Annotated in this window: 14 protein-coding genes; 8 read left to right on the plus strand and 6 right to left on the minus strand. The window is 67.6% G+C overall.

All coding sequences use genetic code 11. The features are described 5' to 3' along the window. Nucleotides 1-214: 214 nt before the first annotated feature. On the plus strand, nucleotides 215-4,084 hold the full coding sequence (locus H7F49_RS09295) for a glycosyltransferase (protein ID WP_185683318.1): 3,870 nt from the start codon (nucleotides 215-217) through the stop codon (nucleotides 4,082-4,084). Nucleotides 4,085-4,148: 64 nt separating this feature from the next. Here H7F49_RS09295 and H7F49_RS09300 read toward each other — a convergent pair whose 3' ends face one another. The 3 genes from H7F49_RS09300 to rplJ form a co-directional block, all read right to left on the minus strand. Further along, complete coding sequence (locus H7F49_RS09300; protein ID WP_185683319.1) at nucleotides 4,149-5,528, minus strand: MATE family efflux transporter; 1,380 nt, start codon at nucleotides 5,526-5,528, stop codon at nucleotides 4,149-4,151. 137 nt (nucleotides 5,529-5,665) lie between these two features. Then, on the minus strand, nucleotides 5,666-6,043 hold the full coding sequence (rplL, locus tag H7F49_RS09305; RefSeq protein WP_185683320.1) for a 50S ribosomal protein L7/L12: 378 nt from the start codon (nucleotides 6,041-6,043) through the stop codon (nucleotides 5,666-5,668). 57 nt (nucleotides 6,044-6,100) lie between these two features. Beyond that, nucleotides 6,101-6,613 carry a 50S ribosomal protein L10 gene (gene rplJ, locus H7F49_RS09310; RefSeq protein ID WP_185683321.1) on the minus strand — a complete coding sequence of 171 codons (513 nt, stop codon included), beginning with the start codon at nucleotides 6,611-6,613 and terminating at the stop codon, nucleotides 6,101-6,103. A gap of 379 nt (nucleotides 6,614-6,992) precedes the next feature. On the opposite strand from rplJ, the gene H7F49_RS09315 reads away from it, so the two are divergent. Continuing rightward, nucleotides 6,993-7,625, plus strand: coding sequence for a methyltransferase family protein (locus H7F49_RS09315; protein WP_185683322.1), 633 nt, complete (start codon nucleotides 6,993-6,995; stop codon nucleotides 7,623-7,625). 30 nt (nucleotides 7,626-7,655) lie between these two features. Here H7F49_RS09315 and H7F49_RS09320 read toward each other — a convergent pair whose 3' ends face one another. Genes H7F49_RS09320 through H7F49_RS09330 form a run of 3 tightly spaced genes read right to left on the minus strand, consistent with a single transcriptional unit; the run spans nucleotide 7,656 to nucleotide 8,790 of the window. Beyond that, the gene (locus tag H7F49_RS09320; RefSeq protein ID WP_185683323.1) at nucleotides 7,656-8,057 is read right to left on the minus strand and encodes a hypothetical protein; all 402 of its coding nucleotides are present in this window, start codon (nucleotides 8,055-8,057) and stop codon (nucleotides 7,656-7,658) included. After that, nucleotides 8,054-8,269: a helix-turn-helix domain-containing protein gene (locus tag H7F49_RS09325; RefSeq protein ID WP_185683324.1), complete on the minus strand. Its 216-nt coding sequence runs from the start codon at nucleotides 8,267-8,269 to the stop codon at nucleotides 8,054-8,056. Before H7F49_RS09325 ends, H7F49_RS09320 begins: the two co-directional genes overlap by 4 nt. Then, nucleotides 8,269-8,790, minus strand: a complete 522-nt coding sequence (locus tag H7F49_RS09330; protein WP_185683325.1) for a DUF2975 domain-containing protein — start codon at nucleotides 8,788-8,790, stop codon at nucleotides 8,269-8,271. The genes H7F49_RS09325 and H7F49_RS09330 overlap by 1 nt, the downstream gene beginning before the upstream one ends. A gap of 318 nt (nucleotides 8,791-9,108) precedes the next feature. Here H7F49_RS09330 and H7F49_RS09335 point away from each other — a divergent pair, with 318 nt between their 5' ends. The 6 genes from H7F49_RS09335 to gltX all read left to right on the plus strand — a co-directional run bounded on the left by H7F49_RS09335 (nucleotide 9,109) and on the right by gltX (nucleotide 23,790). Beyond that, nucleotides 9,109-9,576 carry a DUF3291 domain-containing protein gene (locus H7F49_RS09335; protein WP_185683326.1) on the plus strand — a complete coding sequence of 156 codons (468 nt, stop codon included), beginning with the start codon at nucleotides 9,109-9,111 and terminating at the stop codon, nucleotides 9,574-9,576. Nucleotides 9,577-10,054: 478 nt separating this feature from the next. Beyond that, nucleotides 10,055-14,227, plus strand: a complete 4,173-nt coding sequence (gene rpoB / locus H7F49_RS09340; RefSeq protein ID WP_185683327.1) for a DNA-directed RNA polymerase subunit beta — start codon at nucleotides 10,055-10,057, stop codon at nucleotides 14,225-14,227. Nucleotides 14,228-14,298: 71 nt separating this feature from the next. Further along, nucleotides 14,299-18,576 (plus strand): DNA-directed RNA polymerase subunit beta', encoded by a 4,278-nt coding sequence (gene rpoC / locus H7F49_RS09345; protein WP_185683328.1) that lies wholly within the window; start codon nucleotides 14,299-14,301, stop codon nucleotides 18,574-18,576. A 176-nt stretch (nucleotides 18,577-18,752) separates the two neighbouring features. After that, a complete protein-coding gene (locus H7F49_RS09350; protein ID WP_235982052.1) occupies nucleotides 18,753-20,207 on the plus strand; it encodes a M20/M25/M40 family metallo-hydrolase in 1,455 nt (484 codons plus the stop codon). A 266-nt stretch (nucleotides 20,208-20,473) separates the two neighbouring features. Continuing rightward, nucleotides 20,474-22,129, plus strand: coding sequence for an NAD+ synthase (locus H7F49_RS09355; RefSeq protein WP_185683329.1), 1,656 nt, complete (start codon nucleotides 20,474-20,476; stop codon nucleotides 22,127-22,129). Nucleotides 22,130-22,464: 335 nt separating this feature from the next. Beyond that, nucleotides 22,465-23,790, plus strand: coding sequence for a glutamate--tRNA ligase (gltX, locus tag H7F49_RS09360; RefSeq protein ID WP_185683330.1), 1,326 nt, complete (start codon nucleotides 22,465-22,467; stop codon nucleotides 23,788-23,790). Nucleotides 23,791-23,839: the final 49 nt, after the last annotated feature.

Genomic DNA, 23,839 nt, shown 5'->3' on the forward strand with positions numbered 1-23,839 from the left:
CTTAGGGAAAGCCGACCGCACCCTGGGTAAACACGCCGCCGACGGCAGGCAGGTGCGACAAACAGCGCAGGTCCGCCTTCAAGTCTGGGTCTCCGCGCATGTCATTCATCCGGCCAAAGTGCAGCGATCGTGCATGTGCCCAAGTCGGATAGCATCGATGAATTTCAGCAGGGTTGTCGGCAAGAGGTTGTTGCGGTTGCGGTCGGCGAATGGGGTGGCAGAGGACAGCGCGGCGCTGCGCGCGTTGGTCTTCACCGAGGATAACCGTAAGGCGGGGCTGTTCGACCCCGACTGGTATCTTCAGGCCTATCCCGACGTAAAGGCCGAAGGCCTCGATCCGCTGCAGCACTACCTGCTTCACGGACATGCCGAGGGGCGCAATCCGGGCCCCTCCTTCGATACCCGATTCTATATCGAATCCTCCCCCGACGTGGTCGCATCGGGGATCAACCCGCTGGTCCACTACCTGCGCTGGGGCCAAGGCGAAGGTCGGGCACCGAACGGGCGGGTCGCGCCTTCGCGGCGGGGCAAGGCGGTGCGGCACGTGATCGTCAAGGAGATGGCGTTCGAACCGGGCCATGAAGCGGCCGTCCTGGTCACCCATGCCCCGGCCGGGCGCCTCAAGCCCCACGTGCAACCCTATATGGAGGCCTTGCGCGCCAATGGCCTGACCGTGCTGCTGGTGGCCGTGGTTGATCGCCCGCTTGAACTGCGACCGGCCGAGATCGCCACCGCCAGCGGGATCATCGTGCGCGACAATGCTGGCTACGATTTCGGCGCCTGGGCCCATGCCCTGCAGATCGAACCTGCACTGCTCGGCGCCAGCCGGCTGATCCTGACCAACGACAGCGTGGTCTGCAGCAGCGACCCGGCCCGCTTCCGCACGTTGATCGAACGCCTGCGGGCCAGCGGCGCAGACGTGACGGGGCTGACCGCAAGCCACGAGCATGGCTGGCACCTGTCGAGCTATTTCCTGGCCCTGGCCCCCCGGGCACTGGGGTCCTGGGCCTTCCAGCATTTCTTCCGCGACATCCGCAACCTGAGCGACAAGGACGAGGTGATCCGCACCTATGAGGTGCCCTTCGCGGCCCGGATGCAGGCCGCCGGGCTTTCCGTGGCAGCGCTCTACACCGGATCGGGCCCTGGCAATCCCACCCTGTTCTGCTGGCGGGAACTGATTGCGCAGGGCTTCCCCTTCGTAAAGCTGCTGCTGCTGCGTGACAGTTTCGCAACGGGCAGTGACTGGCCCGAGCCGGTCCGGCGGGCGCTCCGGGATCTGCGCGAAAACTGGCCGGGAATCCTGAGGGCTGCCGGGTTCGATGTCCGTCTGGTCCAGGCGGCGATTGACGCCGCGGACTGCAGCCACATTCCGGCAGGCCCATCGACCGATCTGCTCGTGGCCGGATCGGGTAGCACGGCGATTTCCCGCGACCATACCCTCAAGGTGGCGTTCCTCGGCCCCTGGAACTACGACAACGGCCTGGGCTCGGCCAGCCGAGAACTGCTGTGCGCACTGCGCCACACCGGCGTCCGGCTGAACGTCCATCCCGTGGCCCGGCCGTTCCACGTGCACCGCCAGATCTGCCCCCCGGTCGCCACCACCGACTTCGCCGGCCAGCCCGACATCGCGGTGGTGCACCTCAACCCTGATTCGTGGCACCTGCTCACTGCGGACCAGCGCGAGATCGTGCGGTCCGCGAGGCAGCGGATCGGTTACTGGGTCTGGGAGACCGACACCATTCCTCCGGCCTGGCAGCACGACCTGCACTCGGTCGACCGGATCTGGGCTCCCAGCCAGTACTGCGCCGACATCTTCTCCGCCCATGTCGATCTACCGGTCGACGTGATCCCGCATCCGGTCCCCGTGCCGGCAGGCATTGCCGCCGGGCGCGAGACCATGCTGCGGCGGGTGGGCGTCGATCCCGACCGGCGGGTGATCCTCTACATTTTCGACGGGGCCAGCTACCTAATCCGCAAGAACCCCGAGGCGCTGGTCCGGGCCTTCGCGGCGGCGGGGCTGGCCCGCCGCGGCTGGTCCCTGCTGCTCAAGACCAAGCATCTTTATGACCGGCCAGCGGCAGGAGAGGCGCTGGCGAGGCTGGTCGCCGCAACGCCGGGAGCGGTTCTCGCCGACATTTCGCTGGACGCGGACGAGGTGACCAGCCTGATCGCGGCCGCTGACGTCTATGCTTCACCACATTGTTCGGAAGGCTTCGGCCTGACCGTGGCCGAGGCCATGGCGGTGGGGCGGCCGGTAGTGGCGACCGACTTCGGCGGCACTCGCGATTTCCTGTCCGCGGATTGCGGCTATCCGGTGTCCGCCACCCGCGCGGTCCTGGAAGAGGACCATGGCCACTATCTCAAGGGCCATGCCTGGGCTCGGATCGATGAGGGTGCGCTGGCGGCCGCGCTGACCCGAGCCGCCGATGCGGCCAGCGCGGGGGATCATCGCATGGGCCAGGCGGCCCGTGCCGCGGTGGCACACAGGCTGAGCTATGCCAGCGTAGCACGCCGGATTGAGGACAGCTTCGCCGCCGCTGTAGAGGACAGCGCGGGGCATGACGGCAAGGCGAAGCCAGTTGCCCGACGCAGCGCGGCCATCCAGCCGCCGCCTGTCCCCGATGTTCGGATCGATCCGACCGCGGGGGTGCCGTTCGGCCGTGTCGCCTTCGAGGCGGGCGTCATTCCGGTCAGGCTGGCGGACGACCTGGCCTGGGACGCGACGCCCCTGCCGCCGGGTCCGGCGAACGACTGGCTGGTGCTGGCGCCGCGATCGTCGCGGATCCGGGCCGATGCCGACCGGGTGATCCTGCAGGCCGCGGCGCAGCGGCCCGACGTGGCGCTGTTCTATGCCGACGATGCGGCGGTGGAGGCCCCGGCGCAACACCGGGTGCGGCTCAAGCCCGACTTCAATGCCACGCTGCTGGTTTCGCAGGACTATATCGGCGCGCCGGTGATCATCCGCCGCGACCTGTTCGACGCACTGGGCGGACTGGCACGCGAACGGCGCGGTGCTGCGCTGTATGACCTGGTCCTGCGCGTCGCCGAGGCCGGGCGGACGATCGCGCGCATTCCCGAGGTGCTGCTGGTCCATCCCGGGGAACGCCCCTTGCCTCCGGTCGAGCAGCGCCGCGCCGCCCTGGTCGCCCGCCGCCATCTGGCCGGCGTCGACCTGGTCGAGGCCGGTGCCCCGGGCCAGCTCCGACAGCAGCGGCAATTCGGCGAGGGCCTGTTTCCCCGTGTCTCGCTGCTGATCCCGACCAACCGGGCGCTGCGGCCCGGGGAAGACGGCACCTATATCGAGCGTCTGCTTGGGGCGATCGCTCGGGCCAACTGGCCACTGGAAACGATCACAGCCATTGTTGGCGACAATTTCGCCGATGAACCCGGCTGGGCAAGGCAGCGCTGGCCATTCCGCCTGATCCGCGTCCACACCCCCGAACATGCCGGAGCCCAGTTCAACTATGCGGCGAAGGCCAACCAACTGTGGCGGCTCGCCCCGGACGATCACGTGATCTTCCTCAACGACGATGCCGAGCCCAGCGATGCGGAGTGGCTCAAGGCCCTTGTGGGGTTCCTGGCCGAACGCAGCGTGGGCGCCGTGGGGGCCAGGCTCCTTTATGCCAACGGATCGATCCAGCACGCGGGGATGATCCCGGCGCTGCGCACGGCGGTGCACGCCTGGCTGGGCTGGCCGGCCGACGCCGGAACGTACTTCGGCTGGGCTGAGGCCCAGCGCGAATGGTCGATGCTGACCGGTGCCGTGCTGGCCACAAGGCGGTCGATCCTGGAACGGGTCAACGGCTTCGACGAGCGCTTCAGTCTTGAGTTCAATGATGTCGACCTGTGCCTGCGCATCCGGGGGCTTGGCTACCGGCTGGTCTACAACCCCGACGCCTGCTTCACTCACGCCGAGAAGGCCTCTCGCGGCGAGACCGCACCGCCCGGGGCGGAGGTGGCACTGTTCCTGTCGCGCTGGTCGGAGTGGCTGGCACACGATCCGGCCTACCATCCCATGTTTGATCCGCACAGGTTCGATCCGGTGCCAGCGGTGCCGGCCGATGCGTGGTTCGTGAAGCGCTAGAGTTTGCGACGTAGCGGCGCTGTTGCCGTTTCGACCGGACTGAAACAGACTCCGGATTCGACGGTCAGGCCGTGACCAGGCCCAGGTGTTCGCGCCGCGACCAGCGCCAGAGCAGCAGCCCCGCGACGATCGCCAGCGAGATCAGCAGGCCCAGCCAGACCCCCAGGCCCGCCAGCGGTGTGAACAGGCCCAGTCCGATCGAGGCTGCGGCGCCCGGCACCCAATAGGCGAACAGCGCGATCAGCATCGGCACGCGGGTGTCCTGCAGCCCGCGCAGCACGCCGGCCGCCACGGCCTGGATCCCGTCGAACAGCTGGAAGGCGGCGGCAACCAGCATGAACTGGGTGGCGAAGCCGATCATCGCGGCATTGGCCGGATTGGCGATGTCGACATAAAGCGCGACGAGCGGGTGGGGGATCAGCACCATGGCGCTGGCGGTCAGGGCCATGAACCCGGCTCCGGTCGCCAGGGCGACCCACCCGGCCCGGGCCACGCCGGCCCGGTCCCCCGCGCCGAAGTGATAACCGACCCGGATGGTCGCGGCCTGGCCGATGCCGAAGGGCACCTGGAAGCAGAACGCGGCGACCTGCAGCGCCACGGTGTGCCCGGCCAGTTGGGCCTCGCCAATCCGCCCCATCAGAAAGGCCGCGCCGCTGAACAGCCCGGCCTCGGCCAGGATCGTCGCGGCGATCGGCAGGCCGATCCGCAGCAGATCGCCCAGCCGTTGCCATTCGGGGCGCCACAACCGGCCGAACAGATGATAGCGCCGCAGCCGCCGGTCACCGCGGATCGCCGCGACATAGGCCAGCAGGGTGAGCAGCGCCGTGATCGCGGTCGACACGGCCGAGCCCCGCAGACCAAGCGCCGGCGCGCCGAAATGGCCGAACACGAACACATAGTTGCCGGCGGCGTTGACCCCGATCGACAGGGCCGTGATCGCGGTGGCGAAGTAGGGCCGGCCCATGGCCGAGACGAAGGTGCGCAGCACATTGGCGGCGATCATCAGCGGCAGGGACAGCATCAGCACCGCCAGGAAGGATCCGGCCCGGGCGGCGACGTGGGGGTCCTGGCCGGTCAGCAGCATCAGCCGTTCGCCCTGGGCGCAGATCGCCATGCCCACCCCCGCGCAGGCCAGGGCCAGCCACAGCGCCATGCGCACGCTGCGGCGGATCTGCCGGACGGCATGGCGCCGGCTGCCGAGCTCGGCGGCGATCAGCGGCGCGACCGCCCCGGTCAGGCCCGAGAAGCACCAGGCGATCAGGCCGAACAGCGCGGTCGACAGGCTGGCCGCAGCGAGCGGCTCGGCCCCGAGCCGCGCGACGAACACCACGTCGATCGCATAGACCATCATCTGCAGCACATTGGCCGCGGCCAGTGGCCCGGCCAGACGCAGGGTGGCACCGATCTCGGCGTGCCAGGGACGGGAAGGGACCGGCGGGGACATCACCCACAGCCGTTAGGCGGCCGGGCGGCGTTAGGAAAGCGCTGCCGGCCGGACCGGGGCAAAAGTTCGGGCGCCAAAGAAAAAGGGCGACCCCACCGGGGCCGCCCTTTCTGCTGTACCGGGAAGAAACCGGAAGCTTACTTGATCTCGACGGTGCCGCCGGCTTCCTCGATCTTCTTCTTGATGTCTTCGGCCTCGGCCTTCGACACGCCTTCCTTGACGGCCTTCGGCGCGCTTTCGACGAGCGCCTTGGCTTCGGTCAGGCCCAGGTTGGTGATCGCGCGGACCTCCTTGATGACCTGGATCTTCTTCCCGCCGTCGCCGGTCAGGATGACGTCGAATTCGGTCTTCTCTTCGACCGCGGCGGCGGCTTCGCCACCACCGGCCGGAGCGGCCACGGCAACGGCGGCAGCGGCGCTCACGCCCCAGGCCTCTTCCAGGGCCTTGGCAAGGTCAGCCGCCTCGAGGACGGTCAGCTTCGACAGTTCTTCAACAAGCTTGGCGATATCGGCCATGATGCTTCACTCCTGATTGATGGTCCGGGACAGTCCCGGAAATTCGTCTGAAACGTCTTAGGCGGCCTTGTCGGCATAGGCCTGGAAGACGCGGGCCAGCTTGGCCGCCGGAGCGGTCGAGAGCTGGGCGATCTTCGTGGCCGGAGCCTGAACGAGGCCGATGAGCTTGGCGCGCATTTCGTCCAGCGAGGGCATCGTGGCGAGAGCCTTGACCCCATCGGCATTGAGGACGACCGAACCCAGCGAGCCACCGACGATCTCGATCTTGTCGGTGGTCTTCGCGAAGTCGACCACGGCCTTGGCGGCGGCAACCGGATCGACCGAAGCGGCGATCGCGGTCGGGCCGGTGAGGAAATCGATGATCCCCTCGTAAGCCGTGTCCTTGGCGGCAAGCTTGGCAAGACGGTTCTTCGCAACCTTGTAGGTCGCGCCCGCTTCACGGACCTTTCCGCGCAGGGCGGTGGACTGGGCCACCGTCATGCCGAGGTTGCGGGTGATCACCACCACGCCGACCTCGTGGAAAGTCGCGTTCAGCGATGCGACCGATTCGGCTTTCTGCGAACGATCCATGCCTTACTCCTTCACATTGGCCGCCCGCGAACGGACGACCGGCTAGGTTGACCGGATTGCCGAAGCAGCCCGGGCGAGTCCGTTGAGGGGGAAGGAGGTGCGCACCCCGGACAATCAGGAGCAACGCGAAGCACCACGCCGCAGCGGCGGGGGGCGAAAAATCTCATTTCCCCGTCTAGGCTGGAAATTAAGCCGCGGCAGACCCGTGGCACCAACTGTCTCGGACGGATGACCGGCGGGACGAATCCCGGTCGGTCGGGGCGGGCCACTACGCGGGCAGGCGGCAGGAGTCAAGGAAGCCGCGCCCCGCAGACCCCCTAACGGTTTGTTAACCGCGTTCTGGCACCTCGGCAGGCACCGCCACGAGGGGCCCCATGCCATGACCACGACGACCCTGACCAAGCAGCCGGCCTGGCTCCGCCCTGCCGTGCTCGACCGCGCCGAACAGGTGCTGGTCGTGCTGCTGTGGATCGTGCTCGCCTCGCGGGTGGAGGTTTCCAGCAACCCGTGGAGCGTGCTGCTGCTGATCTCGGAAACCGCGGTGGCGGTGTTCACGCTGATCCGGCGGCCGACCGAGAAGCTGTCCATGGCGCTGGGCGACTGGCTGCTGGCGATGACCGCGACCTGCGCCGGCCTGCTGGTCCTGCCGGGCGTGCCGCCGCTGCCGCTGCTGGTTCCGCTCGGCGTGTTCCTGGCTGTGGTCGGCAACGGCATCCAGGCCTGGGCCAAGCTGACCCTGCGCCGCTCGTTCGGGGTCGCCCCGGCCAATCGCGGAATCAAGATTTCGGGTCCCTACCGCTTCGTGCGGCATCCGATGTACGCCGGTTACGCCCTGGTCCACATGGCGGTGATGATCCTGATGTTCCACCCGATGAACATCGTCATCTATGCGATCGGCTGGTGGGCCCAGATCCTGCGCCTGCTGGCCGAGGAGCGGCTGCTGAGCCAGGACCCGGCCTATGCCGAATACATGCAGGTGGTGCGCTGGCGGCTGATCCCCGGACTGTTCTGATCGGCCCTGCCGCGGGCAAAAGGGCGCGGCTCAGGCCGGGCTTGCGGCCAGCCGGCGCCAGACCAGGTCCCAGGGGATCAGCGCCATGAAGGGCAGGATCAGGCCGACGGCGAACAGCGTCTCGGCCATGTCGGCCGACAGCGGACCGGCGCGCCAGGCGGGCCAGGCGATCCGGACTAGCCAGATCAGCTTCCACAGGACTTCGAACAGCAGCACCGGCAGCATGGCGAGCGGGCGGAACAGGCCGACCAGCGAGAGCAGCGACAGCGCCGCGAGCATGGCGTTGACCACTCCGGCCGACAGCGGCCAGGTCCGCTCGGGATCGAGCAGGTCCGGCCACAGCGTGGCGGCCATGCCGACAACGATGATCAGGTAGGCCAGCCGCAGCAGGGCCAGGCGCCAGCGCGGCAGCGGGAAGGGAACCGCGGTCACGACCGCGGCTCCGCATCATAGCCCAGCAGGTCGCCCGGCTGGCAGTCCAGCACCTGGCAGATCGCCTCGAGGGTCGAGAAGCGGATCGCCTTGGCCTTGCCGGTCTTGAGGATCGAGAGGTTGGCCAGGGTGATGTCCACCCGCTCGGCCAGTTCGGTCAGCGTCATGCGGCGCTGGTAAAGCAGCTCGTCGAGCTTGACGGTCACCGGCATCACACGGTTCCTTCCACTTCGTCGCGCAGGCGCGTGCCTTCGCGGAACACCCGGGCGAGGATGAACAGGACCAGGGCGAGCAGCAGGCCGTCGATGTCATGGCCCGCGTCGGTGTGCAGGTGCTCGGTGACGCTTTCCAGCCAGCGCAGGATCGAAACCAGCGGGATGGAGGCCACGTTCACCGCCACCACGATCCAGCCCATCGCGCTGAGACGGCGGGCATTGGCCGGAATGAACGGATCGCCCTCGCCCACCGTCCCGACGATCCGGGCCATGTGGCGAAAGAACAGGAAGCCCAGCGCGGTGCAGAGGGCGACCAGGGCCATGATCGCGACCAGCGCGCCCAACGCCTCGGCCGGGGCTCCGTCGGCCGCCAGTTGGGCCAGCACCGCATCACGGTAGATGACGATGGCCGGGGCCGCGATGAGGGTGGCGACACTGGCCACCGCCATGGCGCCCATCGCGATGAACAGGACGATACGCGCCGCGGCGAGCAGGGGGTCTTTGGGTTTAAGGGACATGGGGGTTCTCCTCGAAAGGGGCTCAGGCCACCGGGGCGGCCGTGGCCGGGCGCAGCACCACGTGAACCTCGAGGGTCAGCGCGGGGCTCCACAGGAGGGCGACAACAAGCAGCACGGCAAGCGTGGCGCGACGGGCGGTCATTGGTTGTTCTCCGATATGCGTCATATTGATATTCAATAATCCGAGTCGGCCTTATCGTCAATCAATAATATTGTTTTTCGATATGGCGACGCGATGGTTGGCCGAACCGGCGGCAAACCGCGGGGTTGCGAACACCATCGCGGGTTGCAATGGATCGCGCCGGAGGTGCCCTGCCCATGAATGCCACCCTTGCCGCGTCCGCCTGGCAGCTCGCCCAGATCAACATCGGCCGCCTGCTGGCCCCCGAGGGCGACCCGCGCGTCGCCCCGTTCTTCGCCGCGCTCGACCGGGTCAACGCCCTCGCCGATGCCGCCCCGGGCTTCGTCTGGCGGCTCCAGACCGAGGACGGCAACGCCACCGCGCTGCAGCCCACCCCGGACCCGCTGCTGATCGTGAACCTGTCGGTCTGGGCCGACGCCGATGCGCTCCACGCCTATGTCTACCAGAGCGGCCACGCGGCCGAGCTGGGCCGGCGGCGCGAGTACTTCGAGCGGTTCGAGGGCGCCTATCACGCGCTGTGGTGGGTTCCCGCCGGGCACCAGCCGACGATCGAGGAGGGACTGTCGCGCCTCTGGCTGCTCGACCGCTATGGGCCGTGCCCGCAGGCCTTCACCTTCAAGACGCGGTTTCCGTCGCCGGAGTGAGGGAATCTCCCCAAGGGGAGGGCTTGCCGCGTGGGCTTCGACAAGCTCAGCCTGAGCGGCTGTGGGTGTGCCTGAGCGGGTGTGGGTGTGCCTGTGCCTGTGCCTGAGCGTTTGGGTTCCCGGCCCGGGACCGCGGGCCCATTCACCAAATCCCGCTCGGCCTGAGCGTGTCGAAGGCCACGCGCCTACTCCGCCCCCCCAGTTTCCCCCAAATCCTTGACTTCGCGGCGCCTTCCCCTATATCGCGCCTTCGCCCGACGCTTCGAGCAAGGCGGCCCATGCGCGGGGGCTGGCCCAGGAAGGAAGCGGAAAACCGGGCTTTCATGCGTGACGCGAACCGGTTCGGACAGCCGATCCCGTGAGGGATGGGGCGCGTCCGACCGATTCGCGTCGGCATGGCCACCGCCGCGCGTGGCGTGATTTTTTCGCCGGGCGGACCCTTCCCCCGGTGCTGAGCGAAGAGGCGAGACACTCCTCCATGGCAACCAAGGCCCAGAACCCCAGCTCGAGCGCTGCTCGAGTGTCGGGCAAGAAGCGCATCCGCAAGATCTTCGGCGACATCCACGAAGTGGTGCAGATGCCGAACCTGATCGAGGTGCAGCGCGAAAGCTACGAGCAGTTCCTGCGCTCCGACCCGGCGACCGGCTATGTCTCGGGCCTGGAGAAGACCCTGCGCTCGGTTTTCCCGATCCGCGACTTCGCCGGCACCAGCGAGCTGGACTTCGTCCATTACGAGCTGGAAGCGCCGAAGTACGACGTGACCGAGTGCCGCCAGCGCGGCATCACCTATGCCGCCCCGATGAAGGTCACGCTGCGCCTGATCGTGTTCGAGGTGGACGCCGAGACCGAGACCCGCTCCGTGCTCGATATCAAGGAGCAGGACGTCTACATGGGCGACATGCCGCTGATGACGGAGAACGGCACGTTCTTCATCAACGGCACCGAGCGCGTGATCGTCAGCCAGATGCACCGCTCGCCGGGCGTGCTGTTCGACCATGACCGCGGCAAGACCCATTCGTCCGGCAAGTACTTGTTCGCGGCCCGGGTGATCCCCTACCGCGGCTCATGGCTGGACTTCGAGTTCGACGCCAAGGACATCGTCAACGTCCGCATCGACCGCAAGCGCAAGCTGCCGGTCACCGCGCTGCTCCACGCGCTGGGCCTGAACGACGAGGACATCCTCAACTACTTCTACGAGACCGTCGCCTGGAACCGCGGCGAGGGCGGCTGGCGCGTGCCCTTCCACGTCGAGCAGTGGCGCGGTGCCAAGCCGGCCTTCGACATCGTCGACGCCAAGTCGGGTGAAGTCGTGTTCCCCGCCGGCACCAAGATCTCGCCGCGCGCGGCCAACAAGGCGCAGAAGGACGGCCTGGTCGAACTGCTGATCCCGACCGAGGAAATCTTCGGCCGCTATTCGGCGCACGACCTGATCGACGAGAGCACCGGACGCATCTGGATCGAGGCCGGTGACGAGGTCACCCCCGAGAACCTCGACGCGCTCGACAAGGCCGGGATCGACCGGATCGAGCTGCTCGACATCGATCACATCAACACCGGTCCGTGGATCCGCAACACGCTGAAGGCCGACAAGGCCCCGGACCGCGACCACGCCCTGGCCGACATCTACCGCGTGATGCGCCCTGGCGAACCGCCGACGCGCGAGACCGCCGAGGCCCTGTTCGACGGCCTGTTCTTCGACGCCGACCGCTACGACCTGTCGGCCGTGGGCCGCGTGAAGCTGAACATGCGCCTGGGCCTCGACGCCGAGGACACCATCACCACCCTGCGCACCGACGATATCCTGGCGGTGGTCAAGGAGCTGGTGAACCTGAAGGACGGCAAGGGCGAGGTCGACGACATCGACAACCTCGGCAACCGCCGCGTCCGTTCGGTGGGCGAGCTGCTCGAGAACCAGTACCGCGTCGGCCTGCTCCGCATGGAGCGCGCCGTGAAGGAGCGCATGTCGTCGGTCGACGTGTCGACGGTCATGCCGAACGACCTGATCAACGCCAAGCCGGCCGTGGCTGCGGTGCGCGAGTTCTTCGGATCCTCGCAGCTCTCGCAGTTCATGGACCAGACCAACCCGCTGTCGGAAGTCACCCACAAGCGCCGCGTCTCGGCGCTCGGGCCGGGCGGTCTGACCCGCGAGCGCGCGGGCTTCGAGGTCCGCGACGTCCATCCGACCCACTACGGCCGCATCTGCCCGATCGAGACGCCGGAAGGCCCGAACATCGGTCTGATCAACTCGCTGTCGACCTTCGCCCGCGTCAACAAGTACGGCTTCATCGAAACCCCGTACCGCAAGATCATCGACGGCAAGGTGACCAACGAGGTCGTCTATCTGTCGGCGATGGAGGAGCAGAAGCACACCGTGGCCCAGGCCTCGGCCGAGCTCAACGCGGACGGCTCGTTCGTCGAAGAGCTGGTCTCGGCGCGTGAAGGCGGCGAATTCGTGATGGCCCCGCGCGAGCAGGTCACGCTGATGGACGTCAGCCCCAAGCAGCTCGTTTCGGTCGCCGCCTCGCTCATTCCGTTCCTGGAAAACGACGACGCCAACCGCGCGCTGATGGGCTCGAACATGCAGCGCCAGGCGGTGCCGCTGGTCAAGGCCGAGGCGCCGTTCGTCGGCACCGGCATGGAAGCGACCGTTGCCCGCGATTCCGGCGCGGCGATTGCCGCGCTGCGCTCGGGCGTGGTCGACCAGGTCGACGCCACCCGCATCGTGATCCGCGCCGCGGGCGAGATCGAGGCCGGCAAGTCGGGCGTCGACATCTATCGCCTGCAGAAGTTCGAACGGTCCAACCAGTCGACCTGCATCAACCAGCGCCCGCTGGTGAAGGTGGGCGACCTGATCGAGGCCGGCGAGATCATCGCCGACGGCCCCTCGACCGAACTGGGCGAGCTGGCCTTGGGCCGCAACGTGCTCGTCGCGTTCATGCCTTGGAACGGCTACAACTACGAAGACTCCATCCTGATCTCCGAACGGATCGTGAAGGACGACGTCTTCACCTCGATCCACATCGAGGAGTTCGAGGTCATGGCCCGCGACACCAAGCTCGGGCCCGAGGACATCACCCGCGACATCCCGAACGTCGGTGAGGAGGCCCTGCGCAACCTCGACGAGGCGGGCATCGTCTACATCGGTGCCGAAGTGCACCCGGGCGACATCCTGGTCGGCAAGATCACCCCGAAGGGTGAATCGCCGATGACCCCGGAAGAGAAGCTGCTGCGCGCGATCTTCGGCGAAAAGGCCAGCGACGTGCGCGACACCTCGCTGCGCCTGCCCCCGGGCGTGTCGGGCACGATCGTCGATGTGCGGGTGTTCAACCGCCACGGTATCGAGATCGACGACCGTACCCGCGCGATCCAGAACGAGGAAATCGAACGCCTCGCCAAGGACCGCGAGGACGAACGCGCGATCCTCAACCGCGCCACCTTCAACCGCCTGCGCGAGATGCTGATCGGCCAGGTCGCCGCGGCGGCGCCGAAGGGCGTGAAGAAGGGCGTCGAGATCACCGACGAGGTGCTCGCCGAGGCCGAACGCTATGAATGGTGGAAGTTCGCCGTGGCGGACGATGCCGCCCAGGCCCAGGTCGAGGCGCTGAAGGCGCAGTACGACGAGGCCGTCAAGGCGATCCAGGAGAAGTTCGAGGACCGCAAGGAGAAGCTGGAGCGCGGCGACGAGCTGGCCCCGGGCGTGCTCAAGATGGTCAAGGTCTTCGTCGCGGTGAAGCGCAAGCTGCAGCCGGGCGACAAGATGGCCGGCCGTCACGGCAACAAGGGCATCATCAGCCGCATCCTGCCGCAGGAGGACATGCCCTTCCTGGAGGACGGCACTCCGGTGGACTTCGTGCTCAACCCGCTGGGCGTGCCCAGCCGCATGAACGTCGGGCAGATCTTCGAGACCCACCTTGGCTGGGCCGCGCGCGGTCTGGGCAAGCGGGTCGGCGCGGCGCTGGATGCCTGGCGCGAGGCCAACCCGAACCCGGTCCCGGGCGAGGCGCCGGAAGCGGTGCGCGAGCTGCTGGTCGAGATCTATGGCGACAACTACTCCGCCGAGATCAAGGGCCGCACTCCGGAGCAGGTCGTCGACCTGGCCGAGAACGTCCGCGGCGGCGTGCCGATGGGCACTCCGGTGTTCGACGGCGCGGTGGAAGCCGACGTGTCGGCCATGCTGCGGCTGGCCGGGCTCGATGAATCGGGCCAGGTGACACTGTATGACGGACGCACCGGCGAGGCCTTCGACCGCAAGGTCACCGTCGGCTACAAGTACGTGCTGAAGCTGCACCACCTGGTCGACGACAAGATCCACGCGCGTTCGATCGGGCCCTACTCGCTCGTCACCCAGCAGCCGCTGGGCGGCAAGGCGCAGTTCGGCGGCCAGCGCTTCGGCGAAATGGAGGTCTGGGCGCTCCAGGCCTACGGCGCCGCCTATACCCTGCAGGAAATGCTCACGGTGAAGTCGGACGACGTGGTCGGCCGCACCAAGGTCTACGAGGCGATCGTCAAGGGCGACGACACCTTCGAGGCCGGCATTCCCGAGAGCTTCAACGTGCTCGTCAAGGAAATGCGCTCGCTCGGCCTCAACGTCGAACTCTCGTCGCTCGACAACGACGACGATGACGACGGCCTGGCCGCAGCCGCGGAGTAACAGGAGCGGGCGGCGCCCCTGGCGCCGCCCCGCCCTCGCCTCACCAGTTTGACCCCTAGAGGGACCAAGACATGAACGACCTGACCAAGTTCACCAACCAGATGGCGAAGCCCGAAACCTTCGACCAGATCCAGATCGGCATCGCCAGCCCCGAGCGCATCCGCTCGTGGTCGTTCGGCGAGATCAAGAAGCCCGAGACGATCAACTATCGCACGTTCAAGCCCGAGCGTGACGGCCTGTTCTGCGCGCGCATCTTTGGCCCCGTGAAGGACTACGAGTGCCTGTGCGGCAAGTACAAGCGCATGAAGTACAAGGGCGTGGTCTGCGAAAAGTGCGGTGTCGAAGTCACCGTGACCAAGGTCCGCCGCGAGCGCATGGGCCACATCGAGCTGGCCGCCCCGGTCGCGCACATCTGGTTCCTCAAGAGCCTGCCCAGCCGCATCGGCCTGCTGCTCGACATGCAGCTCAAGCAGCTTGAGCGCATCCTCTACTTCGAAAGCTATGTGGTGATCGAGCCGGGCCTGACCCCGCTCGAGAAGTACCAGCTGCTGACCGAGGACGAGCTGTACGAATACCAGGACGAGTACGGCGAGGACGCCTTCTCGGCCGGGATCGGCGCCGAGGCGGTCAAGCACATGCTGATGTCGCTCGACCTCGAGCAGGAGCGCGAGGACCTGCTCAAGGAGCTGGCCGAGACCAAGTCGGAACTGAAGCCGAAGAAGATCATCAAGCGCCTGAAGGTCGTCGAATCGTTCATCGATTCGGGCAACCGTCCGGAATGGATGATCCTGGAAGTCGTGCCGGTCATTCCGCCGGAACTGCGCCCGCTGGTCCCGCTCGACGGCGGCCGCTTCGCCACGTCGGACCTCAACGACCTGTACCGCCGCGTGATCAACCGCAACAACCGCCTGAAGCGGCTGATCGAGCTGCGCGCGCCGGACATCATCGTCCGCAACGAAAAGCGCATGCTGCAGGAAGCGGTCGACGCCCTGTTCGACAACGGCCGCCGCGGCCGCGTCATCACCGGCGCCAACAAGCGTCCGCTCAAGTCGCTGTCCGACATGCTCAAGGGCAAGCAGGGCCGCTTCCGCCAGAACCTGCTCGGCAAGCGCGTCGACTATTCGGGCCGTTCGGTGATCGTGACCGGTCCCGAGCTCAAGCTGCACCAGTGCGGCCTGCCCAAGAAGATGGCGCTCGAGCTGTTCAAGCCGTTCATCTATGCCCGGCTTGACGCCAAGGGTCTGTCGATGACCCTGAAGCAGGCCAAGAAGTGGGTCGAGAAGGAGCGCAAGGAAGTCTGGGACATCCTGGACGAGGTGATCCGCGAGCACCCCGTGCTGCTCAACCGCGCGCCCACCCTGCACCGCCTGGGCATCCAGGCGTTCGAACCCGTGCTGATCGAGGGCAAGGCGATCCAGCTTCACCCGCTGGTCTGCTCGGCCTTCAACGCCGACTTCGACGGTGACCAGATGGCGGTCCACGTGCCGCTCAGCCTGGAAGCCCAGCTCGAAGCGCGCGTGCTGATGATGTCGACCAACAACATCCTCAGCCCTGCCAACGGCAAGCCGATCATCGTGCCCTCGCAGGACATGGTGCTGGGGCTCTATTACCTGTCGATGGACCGCAAGGGCGAACCCGGCGAGGGCATGATCATGTCCGACATGGCCGAGGTGCACCAGGCGCTCGAGGCCGGCGCGGTCACCATGCACTCGAAGATCACGGCCCGCGTGCCGCAGACCGACGAGAACGGCGTGACCTACATCAAGCGGTTCGAGACGACCCCGGGCCGCATGCTGATCGGCGAATGCCTGCCCAAGAGCCACAAGGTGCCCTTCGAGGTGGTCAACCGCCTGCTCACCAAGAAGGAAATCGGCGACGTCATCGACCAGGTCTATCGCCACACCGGCCAGAAGGACACGGTGCTGTTCGCCGACGCGATCATGGCGCTGGGCTTCCGCCACGCGTTCAAGGCCGGCATCTCGTTCGGCAAGGACGACATGATCATCCCCGACAGCAAGGATGAACTGGTCGAGCAGACCAAGGCGCTGGTGGCCGATTACGAGCAGCAGTATCAGGACGGCCTGATCACCCAGCAGGAAAAGTACAACAAGGTGATCGACGCCTGGAGCCGTTGCGGCGACCAGGTGGCCGCCGCCATGATGGACGAGATCCGCGCCACCCCGGTGGACGAGCATGGCCGCGAGAAGCCGGTCAACTCGATCTACATGATGAGCCATTCGGGCGCGCGCGGTTCGCCGACCCAGATGAAGCAGCTCGCGGGCATGCGCGGCCTGATGGCCAAGCCTTCGGGCGAGATCATCGAGACGCCGATCATCTCGAACTTCAAGGAAGGCCTGACCGTCCTTGAATACTTCAACTCGACTCACGGCGCCCGCAAGGGTCTGGCCGACACCGCGCTCAAGACGGCGAACTCGGGCTACCTGACCCGCCGTCTGGTCGACGTGTCGCAGGACTGCGTGGTGGTGATCCAGGACTGCGGGACCGAACGGGCGCTGGAAATGCGCGCGATCGTCCAGGGCGGCTCGACCATCGCCTCGCTGGGTGAGCGCATCCTGGGCCGCACCCTGGCCGAGGACATCGCCGACAAGAGCGGCGCCGTGCTGGTCGCCAAGGGCACCCTGCTCGACGAGCCCGCCGTGGCCAAGATCGAGGCGGCCGGCGTCCAGGGCGCGCGGATCCGCTCGCCGCTGATCTGCGAGGCCGAACAGGGCGTCTGCGCGACCTGCTACGGGCGTGACCTGGCCCGCGGCACCCCGGTCAACATCGGCGAGGCCGTCGGCGTGATCGCGGCCCAGTCGATCGGCGAGCCCGGCACCCAGCTGACCATGCGCACCTTCCACATCGGTGGTGCGGCCCAGGTCAACGAGCAGTCGCACCTCGAGGCAATCTGCGACGGCACCGTCGAATACCGCGACATCCCGACCATCACGGACAAGCGCGGCCGCCGGCTGTCGCTGGCCCGGAATGGCGAGATCGTGGTGCTCGACAGCGAGGGCCGCGAGCGCGCGCTGCACCGCGTGCCTTACGGCACCCACCTGCTGCACGAGAACGGCGCGATCATCAGCCAGGGCGATCGCCTGGCCGAATGGGACCCCTTCACCACCCCGATCATCACCGAGAAGTCGGGTGTCGTGAAGTACCAGGACCTGATCGACGGCCGGACCATGACCGAGCTGACCGACGAGGCCACCGGTATCGCCCAGCGCGTGGTGACCGAGAACCGCGGCGCGTCGCGCGGCAAGAAGGAAGACCTGCGTCCCCGCCTGACCCTGCTCGACGAGCAGTCGGGCGAGGCCGCGCGCTACCTGATGGCCCCGGGCACCACGCTGTCGGTCGAGGACGGGCAGGCGGTCGAGGCCGGTGACGTGCTGGCCCGTGCCAGCCGCGAAGCCGCCAAGACCCGCGACATCACCGGCGGTCTGCCGCGCGTCGCCGAGCTGTTCGAGGCGCGCAAGCCCAAGGACAACGCGATCATCGCCAAGGTCTCGGGCCGGATCGAATTCGTCCGCGACTACAAGGCCAAGCGCAAGATCGCGATCATCCCCGAGGAGGGCGAACCGGTCGAGTACCTGATCCCCAAGTCGAAGGTGATCGACGTCCAGGAAGGCGACTGGGTCAAGAAGGGCGACAACCTGATCTCGGGCTCGCCCGATCCGCACGACATCCTGGAAGTGCTGGGGGTCGAGGCGCTGGCCGAGTACCTCGTCGCGGAAATCCAGGAAGTCTATCGCTTGCAGGGCGTGAAGATCAACGACAAGCACATCGAGGTGATCGTTCGCCAGATGCTGCAGAAGGTCGAGATCACCGACGGTGGCGACACCGTGCTGCTCGCCGGCGAGCAGGTCGACCGTCAGGAGATGGACGAGTACAACGCCAAGCTGTCGGGCGACCAGAAGCCCGCCGAAGGCAAGCCGGTGCTGCTGGGCATCACCAAGGCTTCGCTGCAGACGCGTTCGTTCATCTCGGCCGCCTCGTTCCAGGAGACCACCCGCGTGCTCACCCAGGCGGCGGTCGAAGGGAAGAAGGACAGCCTGATCGGGCTCAAGGAGAACGTCATCGTCGGCCGGCTCATCCCGGCGGGCACCGGCGCCGGCATGAACCGCCTGCGCGTGGCGGCCTCCAGCCGCGACGCGGCGCTGCGCGCGCAGTACCGCAAGCTGCAGGAATCGCTCATCGCCCCGGCCTCGGCCGCGGAAGAGCATGCCGCCGAGCTGGCCCAGGGTCCGGAAGCGGCGATCGGCGACGATCCGCTGGCTGCGGTCGAGGGTGAAACCCACGGCACCGACGCCGATGCCGGCGATTACCTGATCGAGGGCGACGAGGCGTAAGTCTTTCAGCCTAGGTGACACAGAAGGCCCCGCCGGAGCGATCCGGCGGGGCTTTTCGTTGGGCGCTCCTGCCCGCTGGGACAGGGCCGGGGCGGAGCGGAATTGCCCCCTTGGCGCGGTCGGGACGATCGGGCATCGTCGCGGTTCAGCAACAACGCCCCAGGGGAGCAATCAGCATGAAGCAAGCGAAGCGCAGCATGGCCGGAGCCGTTTCCGGGCTGGTGATGGCCGGCCTGTTGAGCACGGCCGCGACGGCCCAGCCGGCTTCGGCGCCCGGGGCCCCCGCCCCCGTCCTCGCCCCCGATCTCGCCACCTTCCGGGCCCTGTTCCAGGACATGGTCGAGACCGACACCTCGATCACCACCGGATCGTGCACCCTGCTGGCCGACAAGGTTGAGGCTCACCTGCGCGGCGCTGGCTTCGGCGATGCCGAGATCTTCCGTTTCGCCGTGCCGGAAGCGCCGAAGGAGGGCGGGATCGTCGTCACCCTGCCCGGCACGTCCAAGACGCTGAAGCCGATGCTGCTGCTGGGCCACCTCGACGTGGTCGTGGCCAAGCGCGAGGACTGGACCCGCGATCCCTACAAGCTGATCGAGGAAAACGGCTACTTCTATGGCCGCGGCACCGCCGACATGAAGGCGATGGACGCGATCTGGGTCGATATGCTGGCCCGCTTCCGCAAGGAGGGCACCAAGCTGCCCCGCACGATCAAGCTGGCGCTGACCTGCGGCGAGGAAACCTCCACCGCGTTCAACGGCGCCCGCTGGCTGGCGCAGAACAAGCCTGACCTCATCAGCGCCGAATTCGCGCTCAACGAAGGTGGCGGCGGGCGGACCGACGGCAAGGGCACGGTGGTTGTGCAGAACCTCCACGTGGGCGAGAAGGTCGTGGCCAATTTCCGGATCGAGGCGACCAATCCGGGTGGCCACTCCTCGGCCCCGGTCAAGGACAACGCGATCTACGAGCTGTCCGATGCCATGGTGAAGCTGCGCGAGTTCGACTTCCCGGTCATGCTCAACGACACCACCCGCGCCTTCTTCAGCCAGGCCGGCAAGGCGCGCGGCGACGAGATGGGCAAGGCGATGGAAGCGATCGCCGCCAACCCGGGCGACAAGGCGGCCGAAGCGCTGCTCAACACCGACAAGTCCTTCCACTCGATGCTGCGCACCACCTGCGTCGCGACCCTGGTCAGCGCCGGCCACGCCAACAATGCCCTGCCCCAGCGCGCCACGGCCAACGTCAACTGCCGGATCTTCCCCGGCGTGGCGATCGAGGACGTGCGCAAGGACCTGGAACGCGTGATCGCCGACCCGCGCATGACCGTGACCCTGGCCGACGACCGCGGCCCTCCGGGCACGCCGCCGCCGCTCGATCCCAAGATCGTCGGCCCGGCGCAGAAGCTGGCCGCCAAGTACTATCCCAAGGCGCCGCTGGTGCCGTTCCTGTCGACCGGCGCGACCGACGGGATCTATCTCTCGGCGATCGGCATCCCGTCCTACGGCCCGCCGGGCGTGGTGGGCGATCCGGATGGCAATGGCACCCACGGCCTGAATGAACGGATCGGCGTCCAGGGCGTCTACACCGCACGGTCGATGCTGACCGAGCTGGTCAAGGCCTACGCCAGCAAGTAGGGGCGGGCAGCCGACCCACAAGCCCTCGCGTCTGCCTTCCTCGTCATCCTGAACTTGTTTCAGGATCCATCGCGCCCCTTGACCCAAGTGGAGCGATGGTGCGGAGCGAAGGCAGACGCGTCGGTCAGGACTCCGCGACCGGCGGCAGGATGGATCCTGAAACAGGTTCAGGATGACGGTTTTCGGCGCGGGCACATCGCCCCATCAACGGGGCCTGCCCCCGCAACCCGATTGCCCCCCGACCATTGCCTACCTAAGGAAGGTGCATGGTCGATACGCTTTCCATCACGCTTGCCCAGCTCAACCAGGTGGTCGGCGATCTTGCCGGCAATGCCGCCGCCATGCTCGCCGCGCGCGAGCGGGCGCGGGGGACCGACCTGATCGTCTTTCCCGAACTGCACCTGATCGGCTATCCGCCCGAGGACCTGATCCTCAAGCCCGCGCTGATCGAGCGCGCCGCGGCCGAGCTGCAGAGGCTGGCGGCGGCCACGGCGGATGGCGGCCCGGCCATGCTGGTGGGATCGGTCTTCGTCCGCGACGGGGCGCTGCACAACGGCGTCGCCCTGCTGGACCAGGGCAAGATCGCGGCGGTGCGGTTCAAGCATGAGCTGCCCAATTACGGCACCTTCGACGAGGTGCGCCTGTTCCAGCCAGGCCCCCTGCCCGAACCGATCGTGTTCCGCGGGGTGATGATCGGGGTGCCGATCTGCGAGGACATCTGGCAGCCCGACGTGTGCCGCCACCTGGCCGATTTCGGCGCCGAGCTGCTGATCGTGCCCAACGGCAGCCCTTACGAGATCGACAAGGACACGCTGCGGATCGACGGCGTGGCCAAGCTGCGCGCGGTCGATACCCGGTTGCCGCTGGCCTATCTCAACCGGGTCGGCGGGCAGGACGAGCTGGTGTTCGACGGCGCCAGCTTCGTCATCAACGGCGATGGCAGCCTGGCGGTGCAACTGGCCGACTGGGAAGAGCAGGTGGTCGAGACCCGCTGGACCCGCACCGCCACCGGCTGGCGCTGTGACCGGGGCGAGGTGGCGAAACTGGCCGACCACCCCGAGGATATCTACTGCGCCATGGTGCTGGCGCTGCGTGACTATGTGGACCGCAACCGCTTCCCCGGGGTGGTGCTGGGCCTGTCGGGCGGGATCGACAGCGCGATCTGCGCGGCGATCGCCGCCGATGCGCTGGGGCCCGAGCGGGTCTGGGCGGTGATGCTGCCCAGCCGCTTCACCAGCCAGGAGAGCCTGGACGACGCGACCGAATGCGCCCGGCTGATCGGCTGCCGCTATGACACGGTGCCGATTGGCCCGGCGGTGGAGGCCTTCACCGGCATGCTCGCCCCGGTCTTCGCGGGCCGGGCGCCGGACCTGGCCGAGGAGAACCTGCAGAGCCGCATCCGCGGGGTGACGCTGATGGGCCTGTCCAACAAGTTCGGGCCGATGCTGCTGACCACCGGCAACAAGAGCGAGATGAGCGTCGGCTATGCCACGATCTATGGCGACATGGCCGGCGGCTACAACCCGCTGAAGGACGCCTACAAGACCACGGTCTTCGCAATCGCGCGCTGGCGCAACGCGCACCGCCCGAAGATTGGGCTGGGGCCGGAGGGCCCGGTGATGCCGGACAACATCATCACCAAGCCGCCCACCGCCGAGCTGCGCGAGAACCAGAAGGATTCGGATTCGCTGCCGCCCTACGACGAGCTCGACGCGATCCTGCTCGGCCTGGTCGAGCACGAAAAGAGCGTGGCCCAACTGGTGAGCGAGGGCTTCACCCATGACACGGTGGCGCGGATCGAACGCCTGCTCAACCTGGCCGAATACAAGCGCCGCCAGGCCCCGCCCGGAGTGAAGCTGGGCAGCCGCAACTTCGGCCGCGACCGGCGCTATCCGATCACCCATTCCTTCCGGAGCGCGTGAAGGCCCGGCAAGTCGGACCATGATGGCCATTGGTTCGTGTATTCGCGATCAGCAGGTCGCTTCTCCGCTGCACCTCTCAACTGGAAGGGTTGGGTGGCTTTGATCGTGACTTTAGGCGTGACAATCGCCGGTGGAAGGATCGTCAGTTCATTTGTGGTCAGATGGGGTCCAATCGCTCACCTGGTCGGACTTGCAGCGGTGATCCTGTCGGGTGGGTTCGTGATTGTTCGACTGGTGCTCGCGAAAGGTAAGGCGGCACACTGACAGGGTCCGCATTGCGGCAGGACCAAAGCACGCGCTAGCCTTGGCCGAGCCAGCGCGGTAGGGCGCTGGGCATGACCACTGTCACCCGTTTCGCCCCCTCGCCCACCGGGCTGCTGCATGTCGGCAACATCCGCACCGCCCTGCACAACTGGCTGCTCGCCAGGCGCGCGGGCGGGCGTTTCCTGCTGCGGATCGACGACACCGATGCCGAGCGCAGCCGCGAGGACTATGTCACCGCGATCCGCGCCGATCTGGCGTGGCTGGGGCTGGAGCCCGATGGCGAGGAGCGCCAGTCCCTGCGGTTTGCGCTGTATGAGCGCGAGTTCGCCCGGCTGGTCGCGGCGGGGCGGGTCTATCGCTGCTATGAGACCGCGCAGGAGCTGGAGCTGAAGCGCAAGGTCCGGTTGGGGCGCGGGCTGCCGCCGGTCTATGACCGTGCCGCGCTCGACCTGACCGAGGCCGACCATGCCGCGAAGGCGGACGCGGGCGAGGCGCCGCACTGGCGCTTCCGGCTCGACCACGACGAGCCGATCGTCTGGGACGACGGCATCCGCGGACCCCAGCGGTTCGATCCGGCCCAGTTGTCCGACCCGGTGGTGCGCCGCGCCGACGGATCGTGGCTCTACATGCTGCCCTCGGTGATCGACGATATCGCGATGGGGATCACCCAGGTGCTGCGCGGCGAGGATCACGTCAGCAATACCGCGGTCCAGGCCCAGATGTTCACCGCGCTGGGCGCGACACCTCCGGCCTTCGCGCACGAGGCGCTGCTGGTGGGGAGCGAGGGCAAGCTGTCGAAGCGGCTAGGCTCGCTGGGGATCGCCGAGCTGCGCGAGGCCGGGATCGAACCCGAGGCGCTGGTCGCGCTGCTCGCCCGGCTGGGCACGTCGCAGCCGGTCGAGCCGATTGCCGACCGGGCGGCGCTGGCGGCCACCTTCGATCTCGCCCACTTCGGCCGCGCCCCGGCGCGCTTCGACGAGGCCGAGCTGCACCGGCTGAACGCCCAGATCGTCCACCAGTTGCCCTATGCCCGCGTGGCGCACCTGCTGCCGGACGGCATGGGCGTGGCCGCGTGGGAGGCGATCCGGCCAAATCTGGCGCACATCGGTGAGGCGGGCGACTGGTGGCAGGTGGTCACGGGGCCGGTGCCCACGCCCGAGCTGGCGGACGAGGACCAAGCCTTCGTGGCCGGAGCCGCGACCACTCTGGCGGGGCTGGACTGGAACGCCGACATCTGGAAGGCGCTGACCGGCGCACTCAAGGAGGCGACCGGACGCAAGGGCAAGGCCCTGTTCCTCCCCCTGCGCCTCGCGCTCACCGGCCGCGAGCATGGCCCCGACATGGCCGCGCTGCTGCCGCTGATCGGGCGCGAGGAAGCCCTGCGCCGATTGGGGTAGGCTCGACCCTGACCCCCCCCGGTCGTCATGCTGAACTTGTTTCAGCATC

This window comes from Novosphingobium aerophilum, from assembly GCF_014230305.1.
In the GTDB taxonomy this organism is placed as follows: Bacteria; Pseudomonadota; Alphaproteobacteria; order Sphingomonadales; family Sphingomonadaceae; genus Novosphingobium; species Novosphingobium aerophilum.

Coding starts and splice junctions, on each gene's coding strand:
- H7F49_RS09300 (WP_185683319.1), bottom strand. CDS start 5,528: ATGTCCCCGCCGGTCCCTTCCCGTCCCTGGCACGCCGAGATCGGTGCC.
- rplL (WP_185683320.1), bottom strand. CDS start 6,043: ATGGCCGATATCGCCAAGCTTGTTGAAGAACTGTCGAAGCTGACCGTC.
- rplJ (WP_185683321.1), bottom strand. CDS start 6,613: ATGGATCGTTCGCAGAAAGCCGAATCGGTCGCATCGCTGAACGCGACT.
- H7F49_RS09315 (WP_185683322.1), top strand. CDS start 6,993: ATGACCACGACGACCCTGACCAAGCAGCCGGCCTGGCTCCGCCCTGCC.
- H7F49_RS09325 (WP_185683324.1), bottom strand. CDS start 8,269: ATGCCGGTGACCGTCAAGCTCGACGAGCTGCTTTACCAGCGCCGCATG.
- H7F49_RS09330 (WP_185683325.1), bottom strand. CDS start 8,790: ATGTCCCTTAAACCCAAAGACCCCCTGCTCGCCGCGGCGCGTATCGTC.
- H7F49_RS09335 (WP_185683326.1), top strand. CDS start 9,109: ATGAATGCCACCCTTGCCGCGTCCGCCTGGCAGCTCGCCCAGATCAAC.
- rpoB (WP_185683327.1), top strand. CDS start 10,055: ATGGCAACCAAGGCCCAGAACCCCAGCTCGAGCGCTGCTCGAGTGTCG.
- rpoC (WP_185683328.1), top strand. CDS start 14,299: ATGAACGACCTGACCAAGTTCACCAACCAGATGGCGAAGCCCGAAACC.
- H7F49_RS09350 (WP_235982052.1), top strand. CDS start 18,753: ATGAAGCAAGCGAAGCGCAGCATGGCCGGAGCCGTTTCCGGGCTGGTG.
- H7F49_RS09355 (WP_185683329.1), top strand. CDS start 20,474: ATGGTCGATACGCTTTCCATCACGCTTGCCCAGCTCAACCAGGTGGTC.
- gltX (WP_185683330.1), top strand. CDS start 22,465: ATGACCACTGTCACCCGTTTCGCCCCCTCGCCCACCGGGCTGCTGCAT.